The organism is Sphingomonas oligophenolica (genome assembly GCF_006438955.1).
GTDB lineage: Bacteria > Pseudomonadota > Alphaproteobacteria > Sphingomonadales > Sphingomonadaceae > Sphingomonas > Sphingomonas oligophenolica_A.
This window is the reverse complement of the sequence record NZ_RCZK01000002.1, coordinates 233,478-250,932: the sequence shown is the minus strand read 5'-3', so window position 1 is coordinate 250,932 and position 17,455 is coordinate 233,478. Positions and strand designations below refer to the sequence as shown.

Annotated in this window: 16 protein-coding genes; 10 read left to right on the top strand and 6 right to left on the bottom strand. The window is 66.3% G+C overall.

Annotated elements, in window-relative coordinates; all coding sequences use genetic code 11:
- Positions 1–38: 38 nt before the first annotated feature.
- Entirely contained in the window at positions 39–1,805 is a 1,767-nt protein-coding gene (gene ggt / locus EAH84_RS03985; RefSeq protein ID WP_170209835.1) for a gamma-glutamyltransferase, read from the bottom strand.
- Between the two features lie 51 nt (positions 1,806–1,856).
- A complete protein-coding gene (locus EAH84_RS03980) occupies positions 1,857–2,921 on the bottom strand; it encodes a quinone-dependent dihydroorotate dehydrogenase (protein WP_140868021.1) in 1,065 nt (354 codons plus the stop codon).
- A 258-nt stretch (positions 2,922–3,179) separates the two neighbouring features.
- Here EAH84_RS03980 and EAH84_RS03975 point away from each other — a divergent pair, with 258 nt between their 5' ends.
- The 9 genes from EAH84_RS03975 (at position 3,180) to EAH84_RS03935 (ending at position 10,456) form a co-directional block, all read left to right on the top strand.
- Entirely contained in the window at positions 3,180–3,665 is a 486-nt protein-coding gene (locus EAH84_RS03975; RefSeq protein WP_140868019.1) for an SUF system Fe-S cluster assembly regulator, read from the top strand.
- Complete coding sequence (gene sufB, locus EAH84_RS03970; protein WP_140868016.1) at positions 3,665–5,149, top strand: Fe-S cluster assembly protein SufB; 1,485 nt, start codon at positions 3,665–3,667, stop codon at positions 5,147–5,149. Before EAH84_RS03975 ends, sufB begins: the two co-directional genes overlap by 1 nt.
- 163 nt (positions 5,150–5,312) lie before the next feature.
- Complete coding sequence (locus tag EAH84_RS03965; RefSeq protein ID WP_140868013.1) at positions 5,313–5,720, top strand: hypothetical protein; 408 nt, start codon at positions 5,313–5,315, stop codon at positions 5,718–5,720.
- The gene (gene sufC, locus EAH84_RS03960) at positions 5,707–6,573 is read left to right on the top strand and encodes a Fe-S cluster assembly ATPase SufC (protein ID WP_140868010.1); all 867 of its coding nucleotides are present in this window, start codon (positions 5,707–5,709) and stop codon (positions 6,571–6,573) included. The genes EAH84_RS03965 and sufC overlap by 14 nt, the downstream gene beginning before the upstream one ends.
- A 244-nt stretch (positions 6,574–6,817) precedes the next feature.
- Positions 6,818–7,879, top strand: a complete 1,062-nt coding sequence (locus EAH84_RS03955; protein WP_140868007.1) for a SufD family Fe-S cluster assembly protein — start codon at positions 6,818–6,820, stop codon at positions 7,877–7,879.
- A gap of 116 nt (positions 7,880–7,995) precedes the next feature.
- Complete coding sequence (locus tag EAH84_RS03950) at positions 7,996–9,180, top strand: cysteine desulfurase (RefSeq protein ID WP_140868004.1); 1,185 nt, start codon at positions 7,996–7,998, stop codon at positions 9,178–9,180.
- A gap of 10 nt (positions 9,181–9,190) precedes the next feature.
- A complete protein-coding gene (locus EAH84_RS03945) occupies positions 9,191–9,658 on the top strand; it encodes an SUF system Fe-S cluster assembly protein (RefSeq protein ID WP_140868001.1) in 468 nt (155 codons plus the stop codon).
- Positions 9,658–10,011 (top strand): HesB/IscA family protein, encoded by a 354-nt coding sequence (locus EAH84_RS03940; protein WP_140867998.1) that lies wholly within the window; start codon positions 9,658–9,660, stop codon positions 10,009–10,011. Before EAH84_RS03945 ends, EAH84_RS03940 begins: the two co-directional genes overlap by 1 nt.
- Before the next feature lie 7 nt (positions 10,012–10,018).
- Positions 10,019–10,456, top strand: coding sequence for a polyketide cyclase (locus EAH84_RS03935; RefSeq protein WP_140867995.1), 438 nt, complete (start codon positions 10,019–10,021; stop codon positions 10,454–10,456).
- Here the strand turns inward: EAH84_RS03935 and EAH84_RS03930 are convergent.
- Positions 10,438–11,592, bottom strand: a complete 1,155-nt coding sequence (locus EAH84_RS03930) for an N-acetyltransferase (protein ID WP_140867992.1) — start codon at positions 11,590–11,592, stop codon at positions 10,438–10,440. The two genes, EAH84_RS03935 and EAH84_RS03930, sit on opposite strands and share 19 nt — an antisense overlap.
- 179 nt (positions 11,593–11,771) lie before the next feature.
- Between EAH84_RS03930 and EAH84_RS03925 the strand changes: the two genes are divergently transcribed.
- Positions 11,772–12,869, top strand: coding sequence for a fatty acid desaturase family protein (locus EAH84_RS03925; RefSeq protein WP_241656446.1), 1,098 nt, complete (start codon positions 11,772–11,774; stop codon positions 12,867–12,869).
- 205 nt (positions 12,870–13,074) lie between these two features.
- Here the strand turns inward: EAH84_RS03925 and lptG are convergent, their stop codons facing one another.
- From lptG to EAH84_RS03910, 3 genes are all read right to left on the bottom strand, one after another.
- Positions 13,075–14,127, bottom strand: a complete 1,053-nt coding sequence (gene lptG, locus EAH84_RS03920; protein ID WP_140868469.1) for an LPS export ABC transporter permease LptG — start codon at positions 14,125–14,127, stop codon at positions 13,075–13,077.
- Positions 14,128–14,171: 44 nt separating this feature from the next.
- Positions 14,172–15,377: an LPS export ABC transporter permease LptF gene (gene lptF / locus EAH84_RS03915; protein ID WP_194150352.1), complete on the bottom strand. Its 1,206-nt coding sequence runs from the start codon at positions 15,375–15,377 to the stop codon at positions 14,172–14,174.
- 95 nt (positions 15,378–15,472) lie between these two features.
- A complete protein-coding gene (locus tag EAH84_RS03910; RefSeq protein ID WP_140868464.1) occupies positions 15,473–17,422 on the bottom strand; it encodes an ATP-binding protein in 1,950 nt (649 codons plus the stop codon).
- Positions 17,423–17,455: the final 33 nt, after the last annotated feature.

Below are 17,455 nucleotides of genomic sequence, written 5' to 3'. Positions count from 1 at the left end.
CAGGCAGGGGGAAGGGCGGGGATGGCACTGCTTGCTTATTACTCCGGCGGGCGAGCGCCCGGCTTGCCGACGCGCTCGATCTGGGTGACGCTGCCGTCCTGGCCGATCGCGACGCCTTCGCTGCGCGGGTCCGCGGCACCGATCCAGTGGCTGTCCTTCCATTCGATCGCGTTGGCCTTGAGGCCGAGCGGCACGACCTGCACTTTCTCGCCGAGCCCGCGCAGCGCCGGCACCATCGCCTCGAGCGTCGTGCCCTGTTCGACCGCGGCGGTCGGGCCGGGGGCATAGATCAGCCCCATCGCGATCGCATCCTGTGCGCTCAGGTTCCAGTCGAGCACGCCGACCAGCGCTTTCGCGATTTGCGCGATGATCGTCGGCCCGCCCGCCGCGCCGAGCGCCAGGCGGACATGACCGTCGGGACCATAGACGATCGTCGGCGACATCGAACTGCGCGGGCGCTTGCCGCCCTCGACCCGGTTGGCGACGAGATCGCCGTTCTTGACGGGGACGATATCGAAATCGGTGAGCTGGTTGTTGAGCATCGCGCCATCGACCGACAGACCCGAGCCGAACACCCCCTCGATCGTCGTCGTCACCTCGACGACGTTACCCGCGGAGTCCGCGACGACCAGATCGGTGGTGCCGGGGACTTCACCCGCGGGCGCCTTGGTGCGCGGCGGCGCGCCGGGGGGCGTGCCCGCCTCGACATCGGCGATCGTCGTGGTCGGGCTCATCAGCGCCGAGCGGCTGGCGATATACGCCGGGTCGAGCATGCCCTGCTGCGGCACCTGCACGTAATCGGGATCGCCGATGTACAGGTTGCGATCGGCGAAGGCGAGGCGGGTCGATTCGGCGAACAGATGCCAGGCAACGGGCGAATCCTTGCCCAATTTGGCCATGTCGAACCGTTGGAGTTGGTCGAGGATCATCAGCACGGTGATCCCCCCCGACGACGGCGGCCCCATGCTGCAGATCCGATAGACGCGGTATTTGGCGCACACTGCATCGCGCGGCTTGGCCTCGTACGCGGCGAGGTCACCGGTGGTCATCTTCGACGGATTGCGCGCCGCGCCGTTGACCGTCTCGACGATCTTTTGCGCGGTCGGGCCGACATAGAAGCTGTCGGGGCCTTGGGTCGCGATCCGGGTCAGCAGCGCGGCCTGATCGGGGTTCTTGAAGATCGTGCCGACCGGGAGCGCCTTGCCGTCCGCACCGAAGAACGCCTGTTTCGCCCAGCCGGTGACGTGGCCGCCATAGCTCTGGATCGAATTGTTGAGGCGTTCGCTGACGACGAAGCCGTCGCGCGCCAGCCGGATCGCGGGTTGGAACAGCCGCGCCCAGGGGAGCTTGCCCGATTCCCGATGCGCCAGCGCCATCGCGCGCAGCGCGCCGGGGACGCCGACGCTGCGCCCGCCGGGGACCGCGTCGGCGTGGCTGAGCGGCTGGCCGTCGGCGTAGAACCAGGTGTCGGTCGCTGCCATCGGTGCCTTCTCGCGCCCGTCGATCGTCGAGACCTGGCCGGTCGTGGCATCATGGCTGACCCAGAAACTGCCGCCGCCGACGCCCGAACTCTGCGGCTCGACGACGTTGAGCGCGAGCTGGGTCGCGATCGCGGCGTCGGTCGCGCTGCCGCCCGCGTTGAGGATTTCGACGCCGGCTGCGGCGGCGCGCGGATCGGCGGCGCTGACGATTCCGGTCGCTGGGCCGGTGCCTGGCCTTGCGGTCTTGGCGGGCGGCGCGGTCGCTACCGTGGTGCAGGCGGGGGCGAGGGTGAACGCGGCGAGCGCGAGGAGTTTCGTCTTCATCGGGACCAGACCGTAACGGCGCATGCGGCGCGCGCAAGCCGTAGCGTCGGGCTAGGCGCTCACGGCGTCCGCCACGGTCGCGAACCCGTCGCGCTCGAGCAGGGCGTCGAGGTCGCGCGCAATCCGGCGCGCGAGGCCGGGGCCTTCGTATACCAGTGCGGTGTAGAGTTGGATGAGGCTCGCGCCGCTACGGATGCGCGCATAGGCCTCCGCGCCGCTGTCGATCCCGCCGACCGCGATCAACGGGATCGTGCCGCCGGTCGCGGTCCTAAAATCGGCGAGTCGCTGACGCGCGAGCGCGGCGAGCGGGGCCCCCGACAGCCCGCCGGCCTGGTCGCGGTTGGCGGAGGCGAGCGCGGGTCGGCTGATCGTGGTGTTGCCGACGATCAGCGCGTCGATGTGGTGATCGATCGCGGCGCGCGCGATGTCGTCGATCGCGGCGGGGTCGAGATCGGGGGCGACCTTGAGGAACAGCGGCGTCGTCCCGCGCGCTGCGATGCAGGCGGCGAGCAGGTCGCGCAGCGCCGCGCCGTGCTGGAGATCGCGCAGGCCCGGGGTGTTGGGGGAGCTGATGTTGATCGTGATGTAATCGGCGTGGGCCGCGGCGGCGGTGACGCCGTGGACGTAATCGGCGGTGCGATCGGCGGTGTCTCTGTTCGCCCCTACGTTAATGCCGAGGATGCCTTTGTATCCCCGCGAAGGCGGGGATCCAGCCTGGGCACCCGCCTTCGCGGGTGAACATAGTTGGTTGAGCGCGGCGGCGAGTCCGCCGTTGTTGAACCCCATCCGGTTGATGACCGCGCGATCCTCGACCAGCCGGAACAGCCGCGGCTGCAGGTTACCGGACTGGGGCAGCGGGGTGAGCGTGCCGACCTCGACGCTGCCGAAGCCGAGCCCGAACCAGCCGGGGATCGCGCGCGCATCCTTGTCCACCCCCGCGGCGAGGCCGACCGGGTTGGCGAAGGCGAGCCCAGCCACCGTCGTCGCGAGCCTGGGCGAGGTTTCGATGCTGCCGAGCGGGGCGCCGACACGCGCCCAGGCGCCGAGCGCGGCGACGGTCATCCGGTGCGCGCGTTCGGCGTCGAGGCGGAAAAGGAGGGGGTGGTAGAACGCCATCCTTGCGCCTTTCGCATCGCATGGCGGGGGCGTCCACCCGCCAGCCAATGCTACCACCCCGGCGGAGGCCGGGGTCCAGTTGGCAAGTGGATATTGGTTTGCGTCGCGTGTCATTACACCAACCTCTCCAACGGGGCCCCGGCTTTCGCCGGGGTTGGGGTCAAGGGTGTAGCCCTGCGAATCGCTCGCAAAGATAGCGGTTGATCCGGTCGCGGTGCGCGCCCATCTCCAATAGGAATGATTTGGTCCGATTAACCCATGAAGCTGTCTTCTCTCGCCGATTACGCGGTCGTCATGATGGCCGCCGCCGCGCGCCATTGCGGCGGAGTGGCGCGCGTCAACGCGACGCTGCTGGCCGACGAGACCGGGGTGCCCCTGCCCACCGCGCAGAAGCTGGTGAGCCGGCTCAGCGCCGCGGGGCTGCTCGAAAGCGCGCGCGGCACTGGTGGGGGTTTCCGACTCGCGCGCCCCGCTGCCGCGATCACGCTCGCCGATATCGTCGAGGCCGTCGAAGGCCCGATCGCGCTGACCGCGTGCGTCGAACGCGGCGCGCACGATTGCGCGATCGAGGACGGCTGCCGCGTCAAGCCGCACTGGAACGCGGTCAACGGCGCGGTGCGCGGCGCGCTCGCGAGTGTATCGTTGGCATCACTTTCATCCGTTCGCCCTGAGCCTGTCGAAGGGCGTGAATCACACCGTGCTTCGACAAGCTCAGCACGAACGGTTTCTGAGGTTTTACTATAATGGCCACCAAGAACGCCGAAGCCTATGCCGCGGTCGCAAAGACCTATGAGTGGGGCTTTTCCTCGGACATCGAGCAGGAATTCGCGCCCAAGGGGCTGAGCGAGGATACGGTGCGCTTCATCTCGGCCAAGAAGGGCGAGCCGCAGTGGATGCTCGACTGGCGGCTGAAGGCATTCGCGCTGTGGCAAACGATGGAGGCGCCCGATTGGGCGAAGCTCGACATCGCGCCAATCGATTATCAGGACGCCTATTATTATGCCGAGCCCAAGGCGAAGCCCAAGCTGGGCTCGCTCGACGAGGTCGATCCCGAGATCCTGCGCGTCTATGAAAAGCTGGGCATCCCGATCGGCGAGCAGAAACTGCTCGCGGGCGTAGTTGAGACCGAAGCCGACGGCAGCCCCAAGCGCCGCGTCGCGGTCGACGCGGTGTTCGACAGCGTCTCGGTTGCGACCACCTTCCGCAAGGAACTGGAATCGGCGGGGGTCATCTTCCGGTCGATCAGCGAGGCGATCAAGGAATATCCCGATCTGGTCCGCAAATGGCTCGGCAAGGTCGTGCCGCAGCGCGACAATTATTTCGCGACGCTCAACAGCGCGGTCTTCAGCGACGGCACGTTTGTCTACATCCCCGAGGGCGTGCGCTGCCCTATGGAGTTGTCGACCTATTTCCGGATCAACGCCGAGAATACGGGGCAGTTCGAACGCACGCTGATCGTCGCGGACAAGGGCTCGTACGTCAGTTATCTTGAAGGCTGCACCGCGCCGATGCGCGATGAAAACCAGCTCCACGCCGCGGTCGTCGAACTCGTCATTCTCGACGATGCCGAGATCAAATATTCGACCGTGCAGAACTGGTATCCCGGCGACGAGAACGGCGTCGGCGGCATCTATAATTTCGTCACCAAGCGCGCGCTGTGCCAGGGCAAGAACAGCAAAGTGAGCTGGACACAGGTCGAGACGGGCAGCGCGGTGACGTGGAAATATCCGTCCTGCGTGCTCGCGGGCGACGGGTCGGTGGGCGAATTCTACTCGGTCGCGGTGACCAACAACCGCCAGCAGGCCGACACCGGCACCAAGATGATCCACCTCGGCAAGAACACGCGATCGACGATCGTGTCGAAGGGCATTTCCGCGGGGCGCAGCGACAACACCTATCGTGGGCTGGTGCGCGTCGCGCCGACCGCGGAGGGGGTGCGCAACTTCACCCAATGCGACAGCCTGCTGCTCGGCGACCAGTGCGGCGCGCACACCGTGCCCTATATCGAGGTGCGCAACCCGTCGGCGCAGATCGAGCATGAGGCGACGACGTCGAAGATCAGCGACGACCAGATGTTCTACGCGATGAGCCGCGGGCTCGACAGCGAGGCGGCGGTGGCGCTGATCGTCAACGGCTTTGCGAAAGAGGTGCTGCAGCAACTGCCGATGGAGTTTGCGGTCGAGGCGCAGAAGCTGCTGGGGATCTCGCTTGAAGGTTCGGTTGGATGATCGCCATCGTTCCCCCACCTTCCGTCATTGCCGCGCGGGCGGGAATCTATCTCTCTGCCAGCGCATGTCGAACGATGGATCCCCGCCCGCGCGGGTGTGACGGCGTGGGTAAGGCTGTAAGGGGGCAGAAGCTGCTGAGCATCGGCATGGTGGACAGTGTGAAATGATTGCAACCGCTTATCTTATCGCCGCAATTTTGCAGCAGGCGGCCGCCGCACCTGCGCCCAAAGAATCAGGGGAAATCGTCGTTGTGGGCGAGCGCCTAAAAAACTGGCGGGGCAGATTCGCCGTCCGGGGTGGCAAGTCGACGTGTAAGACGATCGTCTCCACCGGCGATGCCGAGATCGACGCCATCGGATGTCAGGCGATGGCGACTTGTCTGCCGCCGATGCAGGCACGGATCATTGCTAGTGATGCTAAAGGCATCCAGCGCGACGCGCGTAAGGATTTGAAGGCAGCGCTTGGACTAGAGTTGGCGCAATGCTGTCAGAACCGCCGTGACGCGCTCGTCGTCGAGTTGGTCGACCGCCGTTTTGAGGCGCGTCAGGAAAGAAACAATGCTAAAAATTGAAAACCTTCACGCCGAGATCGACGGCAAGGAAATCCTCAAGGGATTGTCGCTCACCGTTGACGCGGGCGAGATGCATGCGATCATGGGGCCGAACGGCGCGGGCAAGTCGACGCTGGGCTATGTGCTCGGCGGGCGGCCCGGGTATGAGGTGACCGCGGGATCGGTGATGTTCCGGGCCGCCCCCCATCCCGTTCGTGCTGAGCCTGTCGAAGCACGGGGGGAGGGCGGCACGCTCGACCAACGCCCTTCGACAGGCTCAGGGCGAACGGGGGAGGGGGCTACCCCGTCGGAAGACGGGTGGATCGACCTCCTCGCGCTCGATCCGCACGAGCGGGCGGCGGCGGGCGTGTTCCTCGGCTTCCAATATCCGGTCGAAATCCCCGGCGTGTCGAACGTCCAGTTTCTGCGCGAGGCGCTCAATGCGCAGCGGGGGACGCGCGACGAAAAGCCGTTGTCGGGCGCGGAATTCCTCAAGCTGGCGCGCGAGGAAGCGAAGCTGCTCGACATGGATGCCGAGATGCTCAAGCGTCCGGTCAACGTCGGCTTTTCGGGCGGCGAGAAGAAGCGCAACGAGATGGTGCAGATGGGCGTCATCGCGCCGCGCTTCGCGATCCTCGACGAGACCGACAGCGGTCTCGACATCGACGCGCTGCGGATCGTCGGCGACGGCATCAACCGCATCATGCGCGCGCCCGACAAGGCGGTGCTGCTGATCACGCACTACCAGCGGCTGCTCGATTACGTGAAGCCCGACTTCGTCCATGTGCTGGACGACGGCGTCATCACTCGCACTGGCGGCGCTGAGTTGGCGCATGAGCTGGAGCGTGAGGGTTACGGCGGGGTGGCGGCGTGAGGAGGATGATTCACGCGGAGACGCGGAGACGCGGAGAAGATTTTTGCGCGCAGAGGCGCAGAGAGCGCGGAGGTGTTGCGCCCGACCGCGCTAGCGGTCGTTCAATCACGAGCTTGGCTAAAACGGTTTGCGCTGACGCCCGGGCGACCGCCTCTGCGTCCTCTGCGCCTCTGCGCGAACCATTTCTTCTCCGCGTCTCCCCGTCTCCGCGTGAACCCAATCTGGGGCTCACGGCGTGAGCGTCATGGAACTCCCCTCGACCCGCGCCGAAGCGTGGCGGTGGGCCGATCTTGGTGGGCTGGCGGCGGCGGCGGCGCTGGGGCCGGTGGTCGATGACGGCGACTATTTCCTAGATTTGCCCGGCGCGCGGTTGCTGTTCGTCGGCGGAGTGCTCGACGAGGCGCGGAGCGATCTTGGGCGTGTCACCATCGAGGCGATCGATGCGGGCGAGCATGCGCTCGGCAAACGCGCGAAGGGCGCGGGCTGGGAGTTGCGGCTCGGCAGGCACGCGGTGGCCGATCCGGTCCAGATCGTCCATGTCGCGACCGGGGGTGAGAACCATATGCCCGCGACGATCGTGCTCGCCGACGATGCCGTGGCGCAGGTCGTCGAGACTTATGTCGGGGCGGGGTGGAGCAATCGTTTCCTGCGCGTCGAACTCGGCAAGGCGGCGCGGCTGATGCGGAGCGTCCGGCTGCTCCAGCAGGGCGGGTTCGTGTCGCTGCGCGAAGAGGCGACGCTGGGCGAGGGCGCGAGCCTCGTCACCTCGTTCCTCGGCGCGGGGACCGCGGGATCGCGGATCGATGCGCAGATCACGATCAATGGCGATGCCGCATTCGCCGAATATGGCGGCGCGCTGCTGACCGCGGGCGACCGCCAGCAGGAATGCGCGGTGCGGGTGCGGCACGATGCGGTCGGCGGACAGTCGCACCAATTGTGGCGCGCGGTGGCGGCGGATACGTCGACCGCGAGCCTCGCCGCTGCGGTCGAGGTCGCGCGGCACGCGCAGAAGACCGATGGCGAGCAGTCGCTGCGCGGGCTGCTGCTCAAGCGCACCGCGACGATCAACCTGAAGCCCGAACTCGAGATTTTCGCGGACGACGTGAAGTGCGCGCATGGCGCGACGGTCGGCGAACTCGATGCGCGCGCGCTGTTCTATATGCAGAGCCGCGGCATCCCGACCCCGCGCGCGGTCGCGCTGCTGACGCATGCGTTCGTCGCCGATGCACTCGGGCGGATCGGCAATGACGTCGTCCGCGCGGCGTTCGAGGCGGATGCGGATGCGTGGCTGGAGCAGGCGTTGTGAGTGAATCTGTAACTGCGTCCCTCCCTGTAAGGGAGGGGGCGGGGGTGGGTGCGAGCGAAGCGAGCTCCACCGGCGGAGCCACCCCCAACCCCTCCCTTGTCCAGGGAGGGGAGCCGTTGGACCGCGTCGCCGACTTTCCCGCCATCCCCTCCGGCTGGGCCTATCTCGATACCGCCGCGACCTCGCAGAAGCCGCAGGTCGTCGTCGATGCGATCACCCGCGGCTATGGCGAAACCTACGCCACGGTGCATCGCGGGGTGTACCAGCGCTCCGCCGACATGACGCTGGCCTATGAAGCCGCGCGCCATCGGGTTGCGGGGTTCATCGGGGGCAAGGCGGACGAGATCGTGTTCGTCCGTGGTGCGACCGAAGGGATCAACCTGGTCGCGCACTGCTGGGCCGCCGCGAACCTGAAATCCGGCGACCGGATCATGCTATCGATGCTCGAGCATCACAGCAACATCGTGCCGTGGCAGATGGCCGCCGAACGCATCGGCGCGGCGATCGACGTGATTCCGTTGACCACCGATCAGCGGATCGACCTCGATGCGATGGCGGCGATGATCACGCCCGCACATAAGCTGGTCGCGCTCGCGCATGTGTCGAACGTGCTCGGCTCGGTGCTCGACGCCAAGCGCGCGACCGAGATCGCGCATTCGGTCGGTGCAAAAATCCTGATCGACGGGTGCCAGTCGGTGCCACGGATGAGCGTCGACGTCGCCGGGATCGGGTGCGATTTCTACGTGTTCTCGGGACACAAGCTATACGGTCCGACCGGTATCGGCGTGTTGTGGGGCAGGGCCGAATTGCTCGATACGATGCCGCCGTATCAGGGCGGCGGGTCGATGATCGATCGGGTGTCGTTCGAGAAGACGACCTACGCGCCGCCGCCGGGGCGGTTCGAGGCGGGGACGCCGCATATCGTCGGCGCGCTCGGGCTCCACGCCGCGATCGATTATGTCGAGAGCATCGGCCTCGACGCGATCCACGCGCACGAAACCGCGCTGGTTCGCGATACGCGCGCGGCGCTGTCGCAGCTCAATTCGGTGCGGTTGTTCGGGCCGGAGGATTCGGCCGGAATCGTCAGTTTCGCGATCGAGGGGGTGCATCCGCACGATGTCGCCACCATCTTGGACGAAGAGCGGGTCGCGATCCGTGCGGGCCACCACTGCGCGCAGCCGTTGATGGCGGCACTCGGGGTCGAGGCCACCGCGCGCGCGAGCTTCGGGGTCTATAACGTCCCGCAGGATGTCGCCGCGCTGGTGCGCGGGATCGAGAGAGTGACGCGAATTTTTGGGTAGGGATTTTCGGATGAGCAGTTTCGAAACCGAGGAAGTCGACAGCGTCGCAGCGCCGCCCAAGGCGCGCGTCGATGGCGCAGGCGAAACCGCGAGCGAGACATTCGAGCGCAAGCGCGATTATCTCGAAGGCTTCCTGGCGCAAAAGCCCGAAGCGGAAGCGCCCGGCGAACCCGGCGGCGACCTATACGAGGCGATCATCGAGGCGCTCAAGAGCATTTACGACCCCGAAATCCCGGTCAACATCTACGATCTCGGGCTGATCTACGGCGTCGAGGTGACCGAGGGGGGGCAGGCGGTCGTGTCGATGACGCTGACGACGCCGAATTGCCCGGTCGCCGAATCGATGCCCGCCGAGGTCGAGATGCGCGTCGCCTCGGTCCCGGGCGTCGCCTTCGCCGACGTCAATCTGGTCTGGGATCCACCCTGGGACCCGCAGAAGATGTCTGACGACGCGAAATTAGAATTGGGGATGTTGTGATGGCGACGACACTTCGTGAACGCCCTGCCGCGTTGAACCTAACACCGTCGGCGCATGCGCGGATCGCGGATCTGATGGCCAAGGCACCCGCCGACGCGATCGGGGTGAAGCTGTCGACCCCGAAGCGTGGGTGTTCGGGGCTCGCCTATTCGGTCGACTACGTCACCGAGGCAAAAGCGTTCGACGAGAAGATCGAGACGCCCGGCGGCACATTGTACGTCGACGGCGGGTCGATCCTGTATCTGATCGGATCGACGATGGATTGGGCGGAGGATGATTTCACCGCGGGGTTCGTGTTCAACAATCCCAACGCCAAGGGTGCGTGCGGTTGTGGTGAGAGTTTCACGGTCTGATGGCGTGATGTTGCCCGCGCGTACCTTCAGCGTCTCGATCCCGCGCGACTGGCGCGAACTGTATGCCGAGATCTGGCAGCCCGACTGCTTCGCGCGCTGGGCGTCGGGACTGACCGATTCGGGGCTGCGCTGCGTCGGCGACGAATGGCTCGCGGACGGTCTCGACGGCCCGATCCGCATCCGCTTCACCGCGCACAACGCGTTCGGGGTGATGGACCATTGGGTCGATACCGGCAGCGGGAAGCCGCTCCACATCCCGCTGCGCGTCGTCGCCAACGGCGAGGGCGCCGAGGTGATCTTGACGCTCTATCGCCAGCCCGACATGACCGACGAGCGCTTCGCGGCCGACATAAAGTGGATCAACCGCGACCTCCAGGCGCTGAAAGCGCTGACGACCGGCAAGACGCGCGACGACGGCGCGCGCGATCAAAGATCCTTGCCGTAGACCTGATAGACCTTGTTGATCCGGCTATCGATCGTCTCCGCGATCGAGCGCATCCCCTGGTTGTCGTCGAGGATCCAGCCGATCTCGCCACGGCTCGCGCCGTATTTTTCGACCGATGCGCGCTTGATATATTCGATCATCATGAAGGCGAGCTGCCCCGCCATCCGCGACGATTGTAGCTCCTTGACCACCCCCATCAGCGGCACGCGCATCGTCCGTGCCTTGGGCTTGCGGAGCCAAAGCAGCAGCTTCGCCCAGCCGAACGGCAACAGGCTGCCGTTCAACGGGGCGATCGCTTCGTTGAGGTCGGGCAGCGTGATCATGAACGCGACTGGACGCCCGTCGAGTTCGGCGATCCGGATCAGATCGTTGAACACGATTGGCTTCAGCTTCACCCCGACATCCTTGATCTCGGGCGGCGTCAGCGGGACGAAGCCCCAATTGTCCGACCACGCATCGTTGAGGATCGCGAGGATGATCGCCGCCTCCTCCTCGAACTTCTTTTTGCTCACCTCGCGCACCACGATTCGCGGGTTGTTCTCGCCGGATTTGATGATCCGCTTCACCAGCGGCGGGAATTCCTGGGTGATGTCGAGTTCGTAGGTCATCAACTGCTTGATCGGTGCGTAGCCCGCCGCCTCGATCCAGCCGCGATATTCGGGCTTGTGGTGCCCCATCATGATCGTCGGCGCATGATCATGGCCTTCGATCAGCAGCCCCGGTTCTTCCCAGATCGACATGCTGATCGGACCGAGCGCGCGGGTCATGCCCTCAGCGCGTAGCCATTCCTCGGCACGGGCGAGCAGCGCCTGGAAAATGTCTTCGCGCTCGGCGTCCATCAGCCCCCATTGGCCGACCCCGGGACCGAAACCCTGGACGGCGGGCATCGTCAGCGCCAGCGTGTCGATATGCGCGGAGATCCGCCCGACGACGCATCCGTCCTCATCGGCGAGGAACAATTGCGCCTTCGCATGGCTGAACCAGCCGTTCTTTTCGGGCGTGATGAGTCCGAGCGCTTCGCCCTTGAGCGGAGGCACCCAGTGCGGATCGTCTCGATAGAGCCGGAAGGGTAGATCGACGAAGGTCTTGCGATCCTTCTTGGTCGTCACGGGGCGGATCGTCAGGGTGGTCGACACACGTACCTCTTGTGATAGCCGGCGTGGCTTAGCCAGCAACGATGGCGAAGGCGAGGCGGGATCGGGCGGCTTGCAGGGAAGGGCGGCGGCGGGCGGCGGCGGGCGGCGGCGCGCGGCGGCGCGCGGGCACCCTCGAAATGCCATGCTGTCGCCATTATATACCGGCAATGGACATCCCCATGAATACCAGTCTTTCACTTGCGCGCGGCGCGGCCTTGCCGGTTGCGGACATTCCCGTGGTCCCGCGTCACCGGGCTGCCGACGACAAGGCGATGCTGCGCACCGCGGCCGATCTGACGCGCGAGCTCAACCCGCCGCGCCCGGCGATCTATTGGGCCGACCTGATCGCGTCGGTCATGATCGGCTATGGCGCGCTGGCGATCGCGGTCTCTGCGGCGGCGACCTGGCTGGTGGTGATCGCGGGGGTCGCCTCGATGCTCGCGCTGTATCGCGCGATCAGCTTCATCCACGAACTCAGCCACATCAAGCACGCCGCAGTGCCGGGGTTCCGGTTCGGCTGGAACGCGCTGGTCGGCGTGCCGATGCTGACCCCGTCGTTCATGTACGAGGGCGTCCACAACCTTCACCACGCCAAGACGCGCTACGGCACGTCGGAGGATCCCGAATATCTCCCGCTGGCGCTGATGAAGCCGTGGACGCTGCCGGTGTTCATCGTCGTTTCGGCGCTCGCGCCGCTGGCGCTGCTGTTCCGTTATGCGGTGCTGTCGCCGGTGTCGGTGATCGTGCCGCCGCTCCGCAAGCTCGTCGTCGAGCGCTATTCGGCGCTCGCGATCAACCCGTCGTTTCGCCGCCGCGCGCCCGACGGCGAGGCGAAGGCGCTGTGGAACCGGATCGAGGCTGCCGCCAGCCTGTGGGCGATCGCGATCGTCGTGATGACCGCGACCGGGGTCATTCCGCTGCGGGCGTTCGGGATCGCGTTCGCGATCGTGTCGGCGGTGGCGGTGACCAACCAGGTCCGCACGCTCGTCGCGCATCTTTGGGAGAATGAGGGCGAGCCGATGACGGTAACCGCGCAATATCTCGATTCGGTCAACGTGCCGCCGCCGGTGTTGCTGCCCGCGCTGTGGGCACCGGTGGGCTTGCGCTATCACGCGCTGCATCACCTGTTGCCAGGGCTGCCGTACCATGCGCTCGGCGAGGCGTATCGGCGGTTGAGTGCGGCGCTGGAGGAGGACTCGCCCTTCCACCAATCGAATTATCGCGGGCTGCCTGGCCTCGTCGGCAAAATCGCGCGGAGCACGATGACGCTGCGCTAGGGAGTCGGACCCAGAGCTTGACGATACCGCGAGAAACCGTTCGCCTTGAGCCTGTTGAAGCACGGTAAGACTCGCCGCCCTTCGATCCCCGCCCCATGAAAGTAATAGTTTCATGGGAACCCGGTGGGCTCAGGGCGAACGGATCAAATACCGGCAGGTGTAACGTCGTCACGGCACAGAGTGCCCGGACCCATGACCGCCCGCGTTATTCCTCGGTTCGGATCAGCACCGCTTCGCCGATCAGGAAGAACAGCAGGAACGGCGCCCATGCCGCGAGGAACGGGGGATAGGCGCCCAGATTGCCCATCGCGAGCGCGAAATTGTCGGCGACGAAATAGGCGAAGCCCAGCCCCATCCCGATCACCGCGCGCACGAACAGCTTGCCCGACCGCGCGATCCCGAACGCCGCGACCGCGCCCAACAGCGGCATCAGGATCGCCGAGAGCGGACCCGACAGCTTGTGCCACAACGTGCCCTCGAGCGATTTGGTCGGTCGCCCCGCGTCGTGGAGATCGCTGATCGCACGGCGCAGATCCCAGAACGCGAGGCCGTCGGCGTTGACGCTGCCGAGCGTAAACTGATCGGGGCGGACATCCTTGGCGACCGTGATCGTGCCCATCGGGATCAGATCACCGCTCGCGACGTCGAACCGGCTCGCAGGCCCGATCCGCCACGCGCCATCGACCCGGTGGCCGCTCGGCGCGCGGATGATCGAGACGAGGTTGCCCCCGGCGCGATCATAGATCGTGATCCCGCCGAGCCGCGTCTGTTCACGGCGGCCCTTGACCTGCGCGACCTCGATCAGGTCATCGCCGTCACGGACCCATACGTTGCTGCGATCGCCGCGGTCGATCGGCAGCGGACCGTAATCGACCGCCTTCCATTGATCGAGCGTCGCGGTGGCGCGGGTCGCGACACGTTCGTTGAACGCGAAGCTGACGATCGCGACCCCCAGGCTGGCGAGCAGCAGCGGCGCGAGCACCTGATGCGCCGACAGCCCCGCCGCCTTCAGCGCGATGATCTCGCTATTCTGGTTCATCGTGATCAGCGTCAGGATCGTGCCGAGCAACACCGAAAACGGCAGCACGAACGCGACGATCTGCGGCATCCGCAGCCCGACATAGGTGAGGATCTGCGCCTGGCCATTGCCCGATACCGCGAGGATATTGCCCGATTCGCTGAGCAGGTCGAGCGCCTGGAGGACGAGCACGATCGACGCGAGGATCGACAGCGTCCGCACCAGGAACAGCCGCGACATGTACCAGGCGACGGTCCGCGACGGAAAGAATTCGAGCAGGTGCCTCACGCGCCCTGTTCCGCTGCGCGCTTGCGACGGCGACCGGGGAGGCGGTTCGTGACCGCGCTCGCCGCCTTCGAAAACGCGCGTTCGATCGCGCCAATCGGCTGCCCGCCGGGGACGTAGGCGATCGTATAATACATCCACAATACCAGCCCCGCGAACACGCCGAACGGCACCCACAGCGCGATCAGCGGGTCGATCCGCCCGAGTTCGCCGATCGCGGCGGCATATTCGTTGACCTTGTGATAGGTCACCAGCATCACGATCCCGAAAAAGACGCCGAACCCCGAATTCGATCGTTTCGGTGGCACCCCCAGCGCCAGCCCGAGCATCGGCAGCAGGAACATCGTCGCGACTTCGGCGAGGCGGAAATGGAATTCCGCGCGGCTCGAATCGCGTTCTTTTTCGGTCGCGCCGGTCTGGCCGGTCTTGGCGAGTTCGGGCAGCGTGTATTCGAGGTTGCGCCCGCCACGGGTGCGGAAATTCTCATACTTGGGCAGCGGGATCGGGAGATCATGGTTGCTGAAGGTCAGCACCCGCGGCGTCTTGAATTCGGGACGGTCGTGGATCAGCGTGCCGTTGGTCAGGCGGAAGATGATCGTGTTGGGATCGTCGGTCGCGAGGAATTCGCCATGTTCGGCGGTAACCCCGATCGAATCGCCCTTCGCGGTCTTGGCCTGGACGAAGATGCCGCTGAGGTCGCGCCCCTTGTCGCGGCTTTGTTCGATCCGGATCGTCATCTTGTCACCGAGATGCGTAAATTCGCCGACCTTGATCGACGCGCCGAGCGCGCCGGTCCTGAGTTCGAAGCGCAGCCCTTCGTAATAATAGCGCGCGATCGGCTGGACATAACCGACGATCGCGAGGTTGAGCGCGGCGAGCACGATCGCGTACATCATCGGCACGCGGAGCAGCCGGTTGTAGCTCATGCCCACGCCGCGGAGCACGTCGAGCTCCGAATTGGCGGCCAGGCGCCGGAACGCGAGCAGGACGCCGAGCATCAGCCCGATCGGGATGCCGAGCCCGAGATATTCGGGGAGCAGGTTGGCGAGCATCCGCCACACCACGCTGACCGGGCCACCCTCGGTCGCGACGAAATCGAACAGCCGCCGGATGCGATCGAGGATCAGCAGCATCGCCGAGATGATCAGCGTCGAGAACAACGGCACCGCGATCAGTCGCGCCATGTAGCGGTCGATGGATTTCATGAAGTCGTGTGCTCGGGCAGCGGGGTCGCGAGGATATAGGCCAGGGCGCGGAGGGCGTCACCTGTTTAAGCGGGAGCCGCCGAGCAGTGGCCGCCCTATTCGGCGGCGATCTGTTCGGACGGGGCGGGGCGATCCGCCGCCATTGCCTCGGAGATCGCGTGTTCGAGGCCGGTGAGCGTGAACGGTTTGCGCAGGACCGGGTGCTCGCCAAATTCGCGCGCGTTGGCCTCGCCCGCATAGCCGGTGACGAACACCACCGCGATGTGGGGGAAGCGGGGGCCGATCTCGGCGATGAGTTCGGGGCCGGTTTGTCCCGGCATCAGCACGTCGGACAGGATCAGGTCGATTCCGGTGTGACCGGCCAGAATCGCCGCGGCCTTGTCGGGCGCGTCGCACGCGATCCCGCGATGGCCGAGTTCGTCGAGTGCGCCGATCGTGGCGGCGAGGACGCGGGGGTCGTCCTCGACGACGAGGATGTCCAGCGTGGCCTGCTCGGTCACGACGGCGGAGGGGACATCGGCCACGTCGCTGCGCCTTTCCTCGGCCAGGTCGCGCGGGATATACAGCGTGACGGTCGTCCCCTGATCGACCGCGGTCGCGATCGTGATCTCGCCGTCGAGCTGGCGGACCAGCCCGAAGATCTGGCTGAGCCCCAGTCCGGTGCCCTTGCCCGCCTCCTTGGTCGTGAAGAACGGCTCGTACACGCGCTCGACGACCTCGGGGGCCATCCCGCAACCGTCGTCGATGACCGCGATCGACACATAATCGCCCGCGTTACAGTGATCGATCTCATGCTCGGCCAGCGTCGCGGTGCCGGTCGCGACGGTGATGACGCCGCGCCCCGCCATCGCGTCGCGCGCATTGACCGCGAGATTGAGGATCGCGTTTTCGAGCTGGACGCGGTCGGCGCGGACCCGCCAGCCATCCGATTCGTCGCGGGTAATCAGCGTGATCGCATCGCCCAGCGTCCGGTCGAGCAGTTCGGACATGCCCGCGATCAGCCCACCCGCGCGGATCGGTTCGGGTTTCAGCGCATCCTCGCGGCTGAACGCGAGCAGTCGCCGGGTCAGCGCCGCGGCGCGATTGGCGCCGTCGGTAGCGTTGTCGATATGCCGCGCCGCGGTGAGCGGATCGGTCGCGACACACCGTTTGGCGAGTTCCAACCCCCCCAAAACAACCGCCAACATATTGTTGAAATCATGCGCGATCCCGCCGGTCAGCTGGCCGACCGCTTCCATCTTCTGGACCTGGCGCAGCTTGGCTTCCTGGATGCGCAGTTCGCTGGTCGCGGCGGTGACGGCGGTTTCGAGTTCCTCGACGCGCTCGCGTTCGAGCGTCGCATCGGCCTCGGCGGTGACGCGATCGCCGACCGCGCGCAACGTCAGCCACCCCAGCGCGATCGCGCCGAGCACGATCAGGATGCCGAACGCCCCCAGGATCCCGGCGATCCTGCTCGCGTCGTCGACTGCGGTCATCGCATCCCCGGTCCGCTTTGCGAGCAGCCCGCGTTCCTGCGCGATGATCTGATCGAGCGTGCGGTCGATCTCGGCCAGCGACGCCGCGTTGCGCGCGTCGTAATAGCGCGCGAGCGCCTGGTTGTTCTTGCCATAGCTCGTGCTCAGCGCGGTCAGCGACAGTTCGTCGCCCCGCGTCTGGTACGCGGCGCGCAACCGATCGAGCGTGCGGGTTTGCGACCGATTGTCGGCGGTGAGTTTAGCGAGCCGGTCGATCTCCGATTCCGCCTGCCGCCACTGGTCGAAATAGATCTGCCCCAGCCGTTTGTCGGTGCTGATCACGTAACGGCCGAGCGACGCCTCCGATCGCGCGATCGTTCCCGACAGCGTGCGCGCGACGATCATCACCTGGTAACTGTGGGTCTGCAGTTTCAGCGCGCGCTCGCGCTGGCGATTTGCGCCGGCCAACGTCACGATCAACGCGGCCAGCACCGCGGTGCCGAGCAATCCCATCACGACGAGCATGGCCGTCCGCCATGTCGCGTCGCCACCCAGGGTCCCCCCCGGCGCGGTGTCGGCCTCGTCGCGCATCATGAACGGCTATCTATCCCAAAGCGCGACTCG

Bases quoted from the DNA above. Each gene is read 5' to 3' on its own strand.
- ggt (WP_170209835.1), bottom strand. From the start codon at position 1,805: ATGAAGACGAAACTCCTCGCGCTCGCCGCGTTCACCCTCGCCCCCGCC.
- EAH84_RS03980 (WP_140868021.1), bottom strand. From the start codon at position 2,921: ATGGCGTTCTACCACCCCCTCCTTTTCCGCCTCGACGCCGAACGCGCG.
- EAH84_RS03975 (WP_140868019.1), top strand. From the start codon at position 3,180: ATGAAGCTGTCTTCTCTCGCCGATTACGCGGTCGTCATGATGGCCGCC.
- sufB (WP_140868016.1), top strand. From the start codon at position 3,665: ATGGCCACCAAGAACGCCGAAGCCTATGCCGCGGTCGCAAAGACCTAT.
- EAH84_RS03965 (WP_140868013.1), top strand. From the start codon at position 5,313: ATGATTGCAACCGCTTATCTTATCGCCGCAATTTTGCAGCAGGCGGCC.
- sufC (WP_140868010.1), top strand. From the start codon at position 5,707: ATGCTAAAAATTGAAAACCTTCACGCCGAGATCGACGGCAAGGAAATC.
- EAH84_RS03955 (WP_140868007.1), top strand. From the start codon at position 6,818: ATGGAACTCCCCTCGACCCGCGCCGAAGCGTGGCGGTGGGCCGATCTT.
- EAH84_RS03945 (WP_140868001.1), top strand. From the start codon at position 9,191: ATGAGCAGTTTCGAAACCGAGGAAGTCGACAGCGTCGCAGCGCCGCCC.
- EAH84_RS03940 (WP_140867998.1), top strand. From the start codon at position 9,658: ATGGCGACGACACTTCGTGAACGCCCTGCCGCGTTGAACCTAACACCG.
- EAH84_RS03935 (WP_140867995.1), top strand. From the start codon at position 10,019: ATGTTGCCCGCGCGTACCTTCAGCGTCTCGATCCCGCGCGACTGGCGC.
- EAH84_RS03925 (WP_241656446.1), top strand. From the start codon at position 11,772: ATGAATACCAGTCTTTCACTTGCGCGCGGCGCGGCCTTGCCGGTTGCG.
- lptG (WP_140868469.1), bottom strand. From the start codon at position 14,127: ATGTCGCGGCTGTTCCTGGTGCGGACGCTGTCGATCCTCGCGTCGATC.
- lptF (WP_194150352.1), bottom strand. From the start codon at position 15,377: ATGAAATCCATCGACCGCTACATGGCGCGACTGATCGCGGTGCCGTTG.
- EAH84_RS03910 (WP_140868464.1), bottom strand. From the start codon at position 17,422: ATGCGCGACGAGGCCGACACCGCGCCGGGGGGGACCCTGGGTGGCGAC.